This window comes from Actinomadura viridis (assembly GCF_015751755.1).
In the GTDB taxonomy this organism is placed as follows: Bacteria; Actinomycetota; Actinomycetes; order Streptosporangiales; family Streptosporangiaceae; genus Spirillospora; species Spirillospora viridis.
Window position 1 is genome coordinate 8948016 of sequence record NZ_JADOUA010000001.1, and the last position, 15230, is coordinate 8963245.

1 protein-coding gene (only partly in view) is annotated in these 15230 nt (G+C 75.4%); it reads left to right on the plus strand.

Translation table 11 applies throughout. The annotated features are described in order from the left end of the window. Positions 1-15230, plus strand: partial view of a non-ribosomal peptide synthase/polyketide synthase gene (locus IW256_RS40640; protein WP_197016002.1) — the 5' portion only. 6133 nt of this gene lie beyond the right edge of the window; only the first 15230 of its 21363 coding nucleotides appear in the window; its start codon is at positions 1-3; the stop codon falls past the right edge of the window.

The following is a 15230-nucleotide window of genomic DNA, read 5'->3' on the forward strand; positions in this document are numbered from 1 at the left end:
ATGGCTGAGGTCAACCCCGGTCTCCCCGTGTCAGCGGCGCAGTACGACATCTGGCTCGCCCGGCGGCTCGGCATGCCGGCCGCGGCGTACGACGTGGCGGCGTTCGTCGAGATCGGCGGTCCGGTGGACGGGGCCCTCCTCGCGGCGGCGGTACGCCGGGCCGTCGCCGAGACCGCGGCGCTGAACGTGCGCGTCGTCGACGGCGGCGAGGGACCGAGGCAGGCCGCCGCGCCGGGCGGCCGTCCGCTCGCCGTCGTCGACCTCACCGGCGAGGCGGATCCCGGCACGGCCGCCCGGAGGTGGATGGACGCCGAACGGGACGGATCGGCCGGACCGGCCGGACCGGCCGGGCTAGGGGAGGCGGGCGACCCGACGGGCCCCGCCGTCAGCCGCCCGTTCACGCATGCCCTCCTCAAGCTGGCCGCCGACCGGTACCTCTGGTACCAGCGCTACGACCACCTCGTTCTGGACTGCCATGGCCGGGCGCTGTTCGAACGCCGGGTCGCCGACGTCTACAGCTCCCTGGTCCGGGGGGAGGTCGTCCCCGAGGCGACGTCCGGCTCCCTCGAGTCCCTGCTGGCCGATGAGGAGGACTACCGGGCCTCGGCCGACCACGAACGCGACCGTGCGTTCTGGCTCGGCCGCTTCGCCGACCGCCCCGATCCGGTCGGCGTCACCCTCGGCGCGGGCACGACCGGCCGGGAATCCGGCGGAGCGGCGTCCCGGCCCGGTCCGGAGCCCTTCGGGGCGCCGGTGGCGAGGAGGCTGGACGAGATCGCCGCACATGCCGGGACGAGCCGTTCCACTGTGGTCATCGCGGTGGCCGCGGCGTTCCTGGCCCGCCTGGGCGGTCGCCGCGAGGCCGTCTTCAGCCTCTCGGTCCCGGGCAGGAGCGGCTCGGCCGCCGCGCGCACCACCCCCTGCACGATGGCGAACATCGTCCCCTTCCGCGTCACGGTGGACCCGGACGCGACCCTGGCCGACCTGGTCCCGCGGGTGCGGGACGAACTGCGCGAGATCGAGCGGCACCAGCGGTTCCGGGGCGAGGAGCTGCGCCGCGAGCTGGGCTGGCCCGCCCCGGACCGGACGTTCTTCGGTCCCCTGGTCGACGTGGTGCCGTCCGATCACGACCTGCGGTTCGCGGGGTATCCGGCCACGTCGCACGATCTTTCGGCTGGACCCGCGGGCGAACTGGCGCTCATGGTCCGAGGGGCCGGTGACGACCTGCGGGTCTCCATCGACGCCGACGCCGACGCCGACGCCGACGCCGACGCCGACGCCGACGCCGACGCCGACGCCGACGCCGACGCCGACGCGGGCTCCGGCTCCGACGCCGAGGCATCCGGCAGACCGGCGCCGGCGGCGGTCCAACGCTCGTTCCTGGAGTTCGCGGCGGCCCTGACCGCCGATCCGGAGGCACGGGCCGGTGACGTGGACGTGCTGTCCGCGCCGGAGCGGCACCGCGTGCTGGTGGAGTGGAACGGCGCGGAGCGGGTGCTTCCGGCCGGAACGCCGGTGGAACTGATCGAGGCCCGTGTGGCCGCCACGCCGGACGCGGTCGCGGTGACGGACGACGACGAGGCCCTGACCTACGCGGAACTGGACGAGCGGGCGAACCGGCTGGCCCACGAGCTGATCGCCCGGGGAGTGGGCCCCGAGGACCTCGTCGGGGTCGCGCTGGAGCGCTCGGCGGGCCTGATGGTGGCGCTGCTGGGGATCCTCAAGGCGGGCGCGGCCTACGTACCGGTGGACCCCGGCCTCCCCGCGGAACGCGTGACCATGCTCCTGGACGACGCGTCCCCGGCACTGGTCATCTGCGCCGGCGCGCCCACCACCGGCGCTCCGGTGCCCACCAGCGGTTCGACCGACGCGACGGACGCCGTGCCGGGCGGGGTGGCGGACGCGGGCATCGAGCGGATCGTGTGGGGCGATCCGGCGCAGGCCGCCGTGCTGGCCCGCCGCCCGGGCACCGCCCCCGCCGACGCCGACCGGGTGGCGCCGCTGCGTCCCTCCCACCCGGCGTACGTGATCTACACCTCCGGTTCGACCGGCCGGCCCAAGGGCGTCGTGGTCAGCCACGCCTCGATCACCAACCGGCTGGTGTGGATGCAGGAGGAGCACGGGCTGACGCCCGCCGACCGGGTGATGCAGAAGACCCCGATGGGCTTCGACGTCTCGGTGCCGGAGTTGTTCGGCCCGCTGATCGCGGGTGCCCGGCTGGTCTTCGCGCGTCCGGGCGGGCACCGGGATCCGGCCTACCTGGCCGAGCTGATCGAACGGGAACGGATCACGGTCGTCCACTTCGTCCCGTCCATGCTGCGGGTGTTCCTGCAGGACGAGCGGGTGGCGGGCCGCTGCCGGAGCCTGCGCCGGGTGCTCTGCAGCGGCGAGGCGCTGCCGCCCGACCTGGTCGCCGAGTTCCACCGGCACCTGGACGTCCCCCTGCACAACCTCTATGGGCCGACCGAGGCCGCGGTCGAGGTGACGTTCTGGGAGTGCCCGCCGGGCCACGATCCCGCCGCCGTCCCGATCGGCCGTCCCGTGTGGAACACGCGGGCGTACGTTCTCGACGAGTTCCTGCGTCCCGTGCCGCCGGGGGCCGTGGGCGACCTCTACCTGGCGGGCGACCAGCTGGCGCGCGGCTACCTGGGCCGGCTCGGGCTGACCGCGGAACGGTTCGTGGCCTGCCCGTTCCCCGGTCCGGGCGAGGGCGGCGGCGGCCGGATGTACCGGACGGGCGATCTCGCCCGCTGGACGGCCGACGGAGAGCTGCTGTACGAGGGCCGGACCGACGACCAGGTGAAGATCCGCGGGTTCCGGATCGAGCCGGGCGAGATCGAGGCGGCGCTGGGGGAGCACGAGGCGGTACGGCAGGCCGTGGTGGTCGTCCGCGAGGACCAGCCGGGCGTGAAGCGCCTGGTGGCCTATGTCGTTCCCAGTGGACCGGACGCGGCCGTCGACACGGCCGCCTTGCGGGACCACGCGGCGGGACGGTTGCCCGAGTACATGGTCCCCGCCGCCGTGGTCGTGCTCGGTGAGCTGCCCGTCACCGTCAACGGCAAGCTGGACCGGGCCGCGCTGCCCGTCCCCGGCTTCGCCGTGTCGCCCGGCGGGCGGGCCCCGGCCACGCCGGAGGAGGAACTGCTCTGCGGGCTGTTCGCCGAGGTGCTGGGCCTGGAATCGGTCGGGGCGGAGGACTCCTTCGTCGAGCTGGGCGGCGACTCGATCATGTCGATGCTGGTGGTGGCGCGGGCCCGGCGGGCGGGCGTGGGCATCACCGCGGCGCAGGTGTTCGAGCACGGGACGCCCGCCGGGCTGGCCAGGGTCGCCGGGACGGTGGCCGCGCCGGATCCCGCTCACGATCCCGCACATGATCCCGCGCGGGGGGACGATCCCGGTCTCGCCCTGCCGTCCCTCGGCCGGGAGGAGATCGACGGCCTCCAGGGCGGGACCGGCCCGGAACCGATCGACGCGTGGCCGCTGTCGCCGTTGCAGGAAGGGCTGCTGTTCCACGCCGGCTACGACGAGCGGGCCCGCGACGTCTACCTCGTACAGACCGTCCTGGACCTGGGCGAGCCGCTGGACGCCGCGGTGCTCCGGCGGTCGTGGGAGGCGCTGCTGGACAGGCATGCCGTCCTGCGCGCCGGTTTCCGGCAGCCGGCCGGCGCCGACCGTCCGGTCCAGCTGATCGCCCGGCGGGTGGAGCCGCCGTGGCGCGAGGTGGACCTGTCGCATCTGCCCGAGGACGAGGCCGAGGCGGAGGCGGAACGGCTCGGGAAGGAGGAGGAGCTCGGCCGGCGCTTCGACATGGCCGCGCCGCCCCTGGTGCGGCTGCTGCTGGTCAGGCTGAGCGGGACGCGCCACCGGCTCTTCATCACGATCCACCACATCGTCATCGACGGATGGTCGCTGCCGGTGCTCATGCGGGAGCTGTCGGAGGTCTACGCCGCCGGCGGCGACGCGGGCGGGCTGCCGCCGGTGACCCCGTACCGGGAGTACCTGTCCTGGCTGGGCCGCCAGGACAAGGACGCGGCCAGGACCGCCTGGCGTGAGGCGCTGGCCGGGGCCGAGGAGCCGACGCTGGTCGCGCCGGCCGATCCCGGGGCGCCGACGGCGATGCCCGAGCACGTGGTCACGCGGGCGGGCGAACGGCTCACCGGTGCCCTGCGCGAGGTCGCCCGCGGGCACGGCCTGACCATGAACACCCTGCTGCAGGGCGCCTGGGCGATCCTGGTCGGCCGGCTCGCGGGGCGCCGGGACGTGGTGTTCGGGACCACGGTGGCCGGCCGGCCGCTGGAGCTTCCCGGGGTCGAGCGGATGGTCGGGCTGTTCATGAACACCGTCCCGGTGCGGGTCCCGCTGGACCCCGGGCAGCCGCTGGCGGAGATGCTGGCCGGCCTCCAGGAACGCCAGTCGGCCCTGATCGCCCACCAGCATCTGGGCCTCACCGAGATCCAGCGCCTGGCCGGGCCGGGCGCGGCGTTCGACACGATCATGGTGTACGAGAACTATCCGGCGGGCCTGGCGGGACGGCCGGAGCGGGGCGGCCTGCCGGTCGCCGGGGAGGCGTCCGAGGACTCGGTGGCCCACTATCCGCTGAGCCTGGCGGTCACGCCGGGCGAGCGGCTGGAGCTGCGGCTGGAGTACCGGCCCGACCTGTTCGACCGGCGGACCGTCCGGGCGCTGGCCCGGCGGCTGGTGCGGGTCCTGGAGCAGATGGCCGGCGACCCGGGCGGGCGGGTCGGCCGGGTCGACGTCCTGGACCGCGCCGAGCGGAGCGCGGTGCTGACCGAGTGGAACGACACCGCCCGGCCGGTGCCCGCGCTGCCGCTGCCCGCGCTGTTCGAGGGGCAGGCGGCGCGGACCCCGGACGCGGTGGCGGTGGTGTCCGGCGACGTCACCCTGACCTATGCCGAGCTGGACCGGCGCGCGAACCGGGTGGCCCGCTTCCTGATGCGTGAGGGCGTGGGCCCGGAGCGCTCGGTCGGCGTGGTGATGGACCGTTCGGCCGAACTGGTCGTGGTGCTGCTCGGCGTGCTCAAGGCCGGGGCGGCCTACGTGCCCGTCGACCCCGAGTACCCGGCCGAACGGATCGCCCTGGTGCTGGGCGACGCCCGCCCGGCGGTGACGGTGTGCACGACCTCGACCGCCCGTGCCGTACCCGTCCCGGAGGGCGACGAGGGTCCCGTGCGGGTGGTGTGGGACGACCCGGCGGTCGCCGAGGCGCTCGCCGCGTTCCCGGACTCGGCGCCGGGCGACGCCGACCGTACGGCGCCGCTGCGGCTCGACCACTCCGCCTACGTGATCTACACCTCCGGGTCGACCGGGCGGCCGAAGGGCGTGACCGTCAGCCACCGCGGGATCGGCAGCCTGGCCTGGGCCCAGATCGACCGGTTCGGGGTGGGTGCCGGTGACCGGGTGCTGCAGTTCGCCGCGCTGGGGTTCGACGCGGCGGTGTCGGAGCTGTGCATGGCGCTGCTGTCGGGCGCGGCGGTGGTCCTGGCGGGGGCGGACCGGATGCCCCCGCGCGGGCGGCTGGAGGACCTGGTCACCGAGTACGGGATCACCCACGTGACGGTGCCTCCGTCCGTGCTGGGCGCGATGGACGGGCTCCCGGACGGCCTCGGCACGGTGGTCGTGGCCGGGGAGGCGTGCCCGCCGGCGCTGGTCTCCCGGTACGCCGGCGGCCGAAGGATGATCAACGCGTACGGCCCGACCGAGACGACGGTGTGCGCGACGATGACCCGGCCGCTGGCCCCCGCCCCGGCGGAGGGCGATCCGGCGGGTGCTCCAGTGGGTCTTCCGGTGGGCCTTCCCGGGGGCCTTCCGGAGGGGGCGGACCGGGGCGTGGTGCCGATCGGCGAGCCGATCTGGAACAGCCGGGTGTTCATCCTGGACGACTTCCTGCGTCCCGTTCCGCCGGGCGTGGTGGGCGAGCTGTACGTGGCCGGTGCTGGACTGGCGCGGGGCTACGCGGGCCGGGCCGGGCTCACCGCCGAACGGTTCGTGGCCTGCCCGTTCCCCGGCCCGGGCGGCGGCGGTTCCGGCGGCTACCAGGGCGAGCGGATGTACCGCACGGGCGACCTGGCGCGCTGGACCAACGGCGGTGAGCTGGTGTTCGCCGGGCGGGCCGACCACCAGGTGAAGATCCGCGGGTTCCGGGTGGAGCCGGGCGAGATCGAGACGGTGCTGACCGGGCACGCAGGGGTGGCGCAGGCCGCGGTGATCGTCCGGGAGGACCGGCCGGGGGTGAAGCGCCTGGTCGCCTACGCCGTCCCCGCCGCTCCCGAAACCGCTCCCGAGAGCGGCGCGGACGGCGGCGTGGACGGCGGCGAGCTGCGGGAGTTCCTGGCCGCGCGCCTGCCCGAGCACATGGTCCCGGCGGCGGTGGTGGTGCTCGACGCGATCCCGGTGACGGTCAACGGGAAGCTGGACCGCGCGGCGTTACCCGCGCCCGACTTCGCCGGGACGATGGCGGGCCGGGGCCCCGCGACGGTCACCGAAGAGATGCTGTGCGGTCTGTTCGCCGAGGTCCTGGGCCTGGAGACGATCGGCGCCGAGGTCTCGTTCTTCGAGCTGGGCGGGGATTCGCTGCTGGCGATGCGGCTCATCGCGCGGGTACGCGCCGTTCTCGGCGCCGAGGTGAGCATCCGCGACCTGTTCGGCGCCAGGACGGTCGCGGGCATCGCCCGGCTGATCGACGACGGCCGGGGCGGCCGGACGCGGTCCCGCCCGGCGGCCCGGGAACGGCCCGAGGTGGTGCCACTGTCGTACGCGCAGCAGCGCATGTGGTTCCTCAACCGCCTGGAGGAATCGGGTGCGGGCGCCGCCTACAACGTGCCCTTGGCGCTGCGCCTGTCGGGTGAGCTGGACGTGGCCGCGCTGGAAGAGGCGCTGGGGGATGTGGCCGACCGGCACGAGACGTTGCGCACGATCTTCCCCGACACCGGAGGGACGCCCTGCCAGCACGTCCTGCACGGGGCGGAGGGCAGGCCGCGGCTGGAGGTCGGCGAGATCGGCGAACGGGACCTGGACGCGGTCGCGGCCGAGGAGATGGCACGGGGGTTCGACCTGAGCCGGGAGCTGCCCTGGCGGCTCCGCCTGCTGGTGCTCGCGCCCTCGGAGTTCGTGCTGGTGATGGTGGCGCATCACATCGCGGTGGACGGCTGGTCGATGGGCGTGCTGGCCCGCGATCTGCGCGTGGCGTACGCGGCCCGCCGGGAGGGGGAGGCGCCGCGGTGGGAGCCGCTGCCGGTGCAGTACGCCGACTACGCGCTGTGGGAGCGCGAGGTGCTGGGCGAGCCGGACGACCCAGGCAGCCTGCTCTCCGCCCAGCTGGGGTACTGGCGCGAGGCCCTCGCGGGAGCGCCGGAAGAGCTCGCGCTGCCCGTGGACCGTCCGCGTCCTGCCGTGGCCTCGTTCCGGGGCGGCTCGGTCCCGGTGGAGGTGGACGCGCGGGTGCACGCGGGGCTGCTGGACGCGGCCCGGCAAGGCGGCGCGACGATGTTCATGGTCGCGCAGGCGGCGCTGGCGATGCTGCTCGCACGGATGGGCGCGGGCACCGACATTCCGGTGGGGACCGTCATGGCCGGGCGCGGGGACGCCGCGCTGGAGGACATGGCCGGGTTCTTCCTCAACACGCTCGTGCTGCGGACCGACGTGAGCGGCGACCCGTCGTTCGCCGAACTTCTCGCCCGCGTCCGGGAGAGCGACCTGGCCGCGTACGCCCACCAGGATCTTCCGTTCGAGCGGCTGGTGGAGGAACTCAACCCGGCCCGGTCCCTGGCGCGCCACCCCCTCTTCCAGGTGATGCTGACGCTGGAGAACGTCCCGCCGGCGCGCTGGGAACTCCCGGGCCTGCGGGTACGGGCCCTGCCGCCGGGGACGCTGCCCGCCAAGTTCGACCTGTCCGCCACGCTGGCCGAGCGGCGCGACGACGGCGGCGCCCCGGCCGGTATCGCCGGCACCGTCGAGTACGCCGCCGACCTGTTCGACGAGCCGACCGTCACGGCCCTGGCCGGACGCTGGGCGCGGGTGCTGGAGCAGGTGGCCGCCGACCCGCGGGTACGGGTGAGCGATCTCGACGTCCTCTCCGCCGGCGAACGTCAGCGGGTCCTCCGGGAGTGGAACGACACCTGGGCCGACCTCGGGAACGAGAACGCACGCCCGGCCACGGGCGGGACTCTCGCGTCCCTGTTCGAGGCGCAGGCCGCGCGGACCCCCGACGCGGTGGCGGTGGTCTTCGATGGTGTGGAGCTGACGTACGCGGAACTGAACGCGCGGGCCGGGCGGCTGGCGCATCGGCTGACCGGCCGGGGGGTGGGGCCGGAGAGCCTGGTCGGGGTGCTGATGGAGCGGTCGGCCGACCTGGTGGTGGCGCTGCTCGGCGTGGTGAAGGCGGGCGCCGCCTACGTCCCCCTGGACGGGGCCCATCCGGTCGAGCGGCTGCGCGCGGTCGCGGCCGAGGCCGGGGTGTCGGTGGTCCTGGTCCACGCGAACACCGCCGCTCACCCCTTCGCCGCCGAGCACGGCGCGGCGAGCGTCCTCCCGGTCGACGACACCGCAGCACATAATGACACCGCGGCACACGACGACGCTGCGGTACACAACGACACCGCGGCATACGACGACGCTGCGGCACCCGACGAGCCCGCGGCACACGGCGACATCGGGGGCGGTGGGCACGAGCGGCCGGGCGGACCTGAGGTCAGGGTGTCGGCGGAGAACCTCGCGTACGTGATGTACACGTCCGGTTCGACGGGACTTCCCAAGGGCGTGGCGGTCACCCAGGGCGACGTGGTGAGTTTCTGCCTCGACCGGCACTGGCGCGACGAGGTCGTGGAACGGGTTCTGGTGCAGGCCAACCACGCGTTCGACGCCTCCACGTACGAGATCTGGGTGCCGCTGCTGCGCGGCGGCCGGCTCGTGATCGTTCCTCCGGGCGAGGTGGACGCGGCCGAGCGCGGGCGGCTGATCGCCGAGCATGCCGTCACTCACGTGGTCGCCCCGGCCGGGCTGTTCGGCGCGTTGGCCGAGCAGTCCCCGGAAATCTTCGCCGGGGTGCGGGAGGTGCTGACCGGCGGCGACGTGGTCTCGGCCACCGCGGTCCGCACGTTGCTGGACGCGCATCCGGGGATGGTGGTGCGGACCACCTACGGCCCGACCGAGACGACCGCGTTCGCGACGCACCTTCCGTTCACCGCGCCCGGCGATGTGCCGGTGCCGGTGCCGATCGGGGTGCCGCTGGACGGCACCCGCGTGTTCGTCCTGGACGGTTTCCTGCACCCCGTCCCGCCCGGTGTCGTCGGTGAGCTGTACGTGGCCGGCGCGGGACTGGCCCGCGGGTACGCCGGACGCGCGGGGCTGACGGCGGAGCGGTTCGTGGCGTGCCCGTTCACCGGCCCGGGGGAGCCCGGCGACCGGATGTACCGGACCGGCGACCTCGCGCGGTGGACCCCGGGTGGGCTGCTGGAGTTCGCGGGTCGGGCCGACGGGCAGGTGAAGATCAGGGGGTTCCGGATCGAGCCGGCCGAGGTCGAGGCCGTCCTGGCCGTTCACCCGGCCGTGGCGCGGGTGGCGGTGATCGCCCGCGAGGACCGGCCGGGGGTGAAGCGGCTGGTGGCCTACGTCGTCCCCGCGGATCCCGGCGCGGGCGTCGACGCGGCGACGCTCCGGGCCCACGTCGCGGCGAAGCTGCCGGAGTACATGGTCCCGGCGGCGGTGGTGGCGCTGGACGCGATCCCGGTGACGGGGAACGGGAAGCTGGACCGGGCCGCGCTGCCCGCGCCCGGCCTCACCGGGCCGGTGAAGGGCCGGGCCCCGTCCACGCCCGCCGAGGAACTGCTGTGCGGGCTGTTCGCCGAGGTCCTCGCCCTCGAATCGGTCGGCGCGGACGACTCGTTCTTCGCGCTCGGCGGCGACTCGATCCTCTCGCTGCTGGTCGTCGCGCGGGCCCGGCGGGCCGGTCTGGCGATCACGGCCCGGCAGGTGTTCGAGCACCGGACCCCGGCCGGGCTGGCCGTCGCGGCCGGGCCGCTCGATCCGCTCGCCGGGGCCGCGGACGGGACCGTGGACGGGACCGCGGGGGCGGACGCGGGCACCGGCCCGGTGCCGCTCACCCCGGTGATGCGGCACCTGGCCGAGTGGGCGGGCCCGGAGGCCCTGCACGGGGGCTTCTCCCAGTCGATGCTGGTGGCGGTACCGGCCGGGCTGGATCCGGTGGCGCTCGAGTCCGCGTTGCGGCGCCTGCTGGAGCACCATGACATGCTGCGCGCCCGCCTCGAACCGTCCCCCGACGGGACGTCTCCGGACGGGACGTCTCCGGACCGGACGTCTCCGGGCAAGGCGCCGGAGGGCGGCGCGTGGCGGCTGGTGGTGCCGCCGGCCGAGGAGGGTGGTCCGGCGGCGGCCGACGCGGTCCTCCGGCGGGTGGACGCGACCGGGCTGGACGCCGCGGCCCTGGCCGATCTGGTGGGGGCCGAGGCTGCGGAGGCGTCCGGGCGGCTGGATCCGCGCGCCGGGGTGATGGTGCGCGCGGTCTGGTTCGACGCCGGACCCGGCGCCCCGGGCCTTCTGCTGCTGGTCGTTCACCATCTGGTGGTGGACGGCGTGTCCTGGCGGGTGCTGCTGCCCGACCTGGCCGGGGCGTACGCGGCGGCGGAGGCCGGGCGCGACACCCGGCCGGAGCCGGTGGGCACATCGTTCCGCCGGTGGGCCGCCGCGCTCGCGGCCCAGGCGACCGCCGGGGAACGGCTCGCCGAGCTGCCGGAGTGGACCCGGATGCTGGACGGCGGCCCCGGCCCGCTGCTGGGCGACCGGCCGCTGGACCGGGAACGCGACACCGCGGCGGCCGGGACCAGGTCGGCGACGGTGACCGTGCTGGCGCCGGTCACGACGGAACTGCTGACGCGCGTCCCCGCCGCGTTCCATGCCGGGATCGACGACGTACTTCTGGCGGGGCTGGCCGCCGCGGTGGCCGAGTGGCAGCGCGGGCGGGGCCGTGACGTGACAGGCGGCCTGCTGGTGGAGGTGGAGGGTCACGGCCGGGTGCCGCTGTCCCCGGACATGGATTTGAGTCGTACGGTCGGCTGGTTCACCGCCGCGCATCCGGTCCGGCTCGATCCGGGGGCTGTGGACTTCGCCGACGTACGGGCGGGTGGTCCGGCGGCGGGTCGGCTGCTGAAGCGGGTCAAGGAGCAGTTGCGCGCTATCCCCGCTGACGGCCTCGGTTACGGGCTGCTGCGCCACCTCAATCCTGAGACCGCGGCGGAGCTGTCCGCGCTGCCCGTCCCGCAGGTCGCGTTCAACTACATGGGCCGCTTCCCCGCCGTCCAGGGGGACTGGCAGCCCGTCGCGGACGCGCTGGGAGGAACGCCCGGCGACCCCGGCATGCCCGCCCTGCACGTGCTCGACGCCGCCGGGCTCGTGGAGGACCGGCCCGGCGGACCCGAGCTGACCCTGTCGCTGACCTGCCCCGCCGGCCTGCTCACAGGGAAGGCGCTCGACGAGCTGGCCACCGGCTGGGAGACCGTCCTCAACGGCCTGGCCGCCCACGCCGCGGCACCGGGCGGCGGCGGCCACACGCCGTCCGACTTCACGCTGGTGACGCTGACTCAGGAGCAGGTCGACGAGCTCCAGGCCGACGTCCCGGAGCTGACCGACGTCTGGCCGCTGTCGCCGCTGCAGGAAGGGCTGCTGTTCCACGCCCACTACGACGAGCAGGTCCGCGACGTCTACGTGGAGCAGCGGACCCTGGACCTGGCCGGGCCGCTGGACGCGGAGACGCTCCGGGCCTCGTGGCAGGCGCTCCTCGACCGGCACGCGAACCTCCGCGCCGGATTCCGGCGGCCCGCCGGGCTCGGGTACCCGGTCCAGGTGATCGCACGCGGGGTCGCGGTGCCGTGGCAGGAGCTGGACGTGTCGGGGCTGGGCGAGTCCGAGCGCGAGGAGGCGGCGGCGCGGGCGGCCGAGCGGGAGCGTGCCCGGCGGTTCGACATGGCCGAGCCGCCGCTGCTGCGGTTGCTGCTGGTCAGGCTGGGCGGCGAGCGGTACCGGCTGGTGATCACGCTGCATCACATCGTGCTGGACGGCTGGTCGCTGCCGGTGCTGTTCGACGAGCTGTCACGGGTGTACGCGGCCGGAGGCGACGCGGGCGGGCTGCCGCCGGTCACGCCGTACCGCGAGTACCTGGCGTGGCTGGCCCGCCAGGACGCGGACGTCGCGCGCGAGGCGTGGGCAGGGGCGCTGGCGGGAACGGGCGAGCCGACGCTGGCCGCCCCCGGCGAGCCCGGCGCGGACCCGGTGCCGCCCGGCTACGTGATCACGCGGACGAGCGAGGACCTGGCGGCCGGGCTGCGGGAGGTGGCCCGCGGCCACGGGCTGACGCTGAACACCGTCGTCCAGGGTGCCTGGGCCGTGCTGGTCGGCAAGCTCGCCCGGCGCCGCGACGTGGTCTTCGGCGCCACCGTGGCAGGGCGCCCGGCGGACCTGCCCGGTGTCGAGCGGATGCTCGGCCTGTTCATCAACACCGTCCCGGTGCGGGTCCGGCTCGACCCGGCCCGGCCGGTCGCGGAGATGCTGGCCGAGCTGCAGGCCCGGCAGACGGACCTGCTCGACCACCAGCACCTGGGGCTGGCGGAGATCCAGCGCGTCGCCGGTGCGGGCGCGGGCTTCGACACCGTCATGGTGTACGAGAACTTCCCGCAGGACGTGGCCGGGACGGCGGTGCCGGGCGGGCTGCGGATCACCGGGATCCGGGGCGAGGACGCGGCCCACTACCCGCTCCTCCTGGGCGTCGTGCCCGAGGACCAGGTGGAACTGCGGCTCGACTACCGTCCCGACGTCGTCGATGAGGACGGCGCCCGGACGGTGCTGGAACGCCTGGTGCGGCTGCTGACCCAGATCGCCGCCGACCCCGGGGGGCGGGTCGGCGACCTGGACGTGGTGTCTGCCGGGGAACGGCGGAAGGTGGTGCGGGACTGGAACGACACCCGCCGCCCGCTACCGTCCGGCTCGCTGGTGGAGCTGTTCGAGGCGCAGGCCGCGCGGACCCCGGACGCGGTCGCGGTGGTCGACGGCGGCGTTCGGCTGACGTACGGGGAGCTGAACGCGCGGGCCAACCGGCTGGCCCATCGGCTGATCGGCCGGGGGATCGGGCCGGAGAGCCTCGTCGGGGTGGTGATGGCGCGGTCGGCCGAACTGGTCACGGCGCTGCTGGGCACCCTGAAGGCGGGCGCGGCCTACGTCCCGCTGGACGGCTCGCACCCGGTGGCGCGGCTGCGCGCGGTGGCCGCCGAGGCCGGGGTGTCGCTGGTGCTGGTCGACGCGATCACCGCCGACCGGCCTCTGATGGGCCACGGAGTGTTCGGGCCGCTGGACACCCTGGAGGTGGATGCCGCGACCCTGGCCGGCGGTACGGGCGAGCGTGACCCTGGAGTGAAGGTGTCCCCGGCCGCCCTCGCCTACGTGATGTACACGTCCGGTTCGACGGGGCTTCCCAAGGGCGTGGCGGCCACCCATGGCAACGTGGTGGCCTTCTGCCTGGACCGCTGCTGGCGCGACGAGGTCGTGGAACGGGTGCTGGTGCAGGCCAACCACGCGTTCGACGCCTCCACGTACGAGATCTGGGTGCCGCTGCTGCGCGGCGGCCGGCTCGTGATCGTTCCTCCGGGCGAGGTGGACGCGGCCGAGCGCGGGCGGCTGATCGCCGAGCACGGGGTGACGAACGTGCACGCGACCGCCGGGCTGTTCGGCGCGCTGGCCGAGCAGTCCCCGCAGATCTTCGCGGGCGTGCGCGAGGTGTCCACGGGCGGGGACGTGGTGCCCGCCGCGGCCGTCCGGACGCTGCTGGAGGCCCACCCGGGGCTGGTGGTGCGGTCGACGTACGGGCCGACCGAGACGACCGCGTTCACCACGCAGGTGCCGTTCACCGTGGCCGGGTCGGTGCCGGACACGGTGCCGATCGGCATGCCGATGGACAACTCCCGGGCGTTCGTCCTGGACGGCTTCCTGCGGCCGGTGCCGCCCGGAACGACCGGCGAGCTGTACATCGCGGGCGCGGGCTTGGCGCGCGGTTACGTGGGGCGGGCCGCGCTGACGGCCGAACGCTTCGTGGCGTGCCCGTTCGCCGGGGCCGGGGAGCGGATGTACCGCACCGGCGACCTGGCCCGCTGGACCGCCGGCGGCGAGCTGGAGTTCGCCGGGCGGGCGGACGGCCAGGTGAAGATCCGCGGGTTCCGGATCGAACCCGCGGAGATCGAGGCGGTCCTGGCGGCGTACGGGCCGGTGGGGCAGGCGGCGGTGATCGCCCGCGAGGACCGGCCCGGCGACCGGCGGCTGGTCGCGTACGTGGTCCCCGCCGACGCCGGTGCCGGTGTGGAGGAGCGGGCGGTCCGGGAGTTCGTGGCGGGCCGCCTGCCGGGGTACATGGTCCCGGCCGCGGTGGTGGTGCTGGACGAACTGCCGGTCACGGTGAACGGGAAGCTGGACCGGGCCGCGCTGCCCGCGCCCGTCTTCGCCGGCCGCGCGGGCGGCCGGGCTCCGGCCACGCCCGCCGAGGAACTGCTGTGCGGGCTGTTCGCCGAGGTCCTCGGAGTGGACACGGCCGGCCCGGACGACTCGTTCTTCGCGCTCGGCGGCGACTCGATCATGTCGATGCTGGTGGTGGCGCGGGCCCGCCGGGCCGGGTTGGCCCTCACTGCGCGGCAGGTGTTCGAGCTGCGCACCCCGGCGGCGCTGGCCACCGCCGCCGAGGCGGAGACCGCCGAGCCAGTGGGCACGGACACGGACAGGGGCACGGGCGGCGGCGCGGACGAGGCGACCGGGACGGTCCCGTTGACACCGGTGATGCGCGAGCTCGCCGGACGGGCGGGGCACGCGGCGCTGGCGGGCGCGTTCAGCCAGTCGATGCTGGTCACGGCGCCACCGGACCTGACGGTGGACCGGCTGGCCGCTGCCCTGGGCGCGCTGCTCGACGCCCACGACGCGCTGCGCGCCCGCCTGGAACCGCCCAGCGAAGCCGGCCCGGCCCGGCTCGTGGTGCCCCCGCCCAGCTCCGTGGCCCCGGACTCCGTGGCGCCCGACTCTGCGGTGCCGGGTTCTGCCGCGTCGGGTTCTGTGGCGGTGGGCTCTGCGGTGCCGGGCTTCGTGGCGCCGGGCTTCGTGGCGCCGGACTTTGCGGTGCCGGGCTCTAACGCGCCGGACTCTGCCGCGCTGGACTCCGTGGCGCTGGG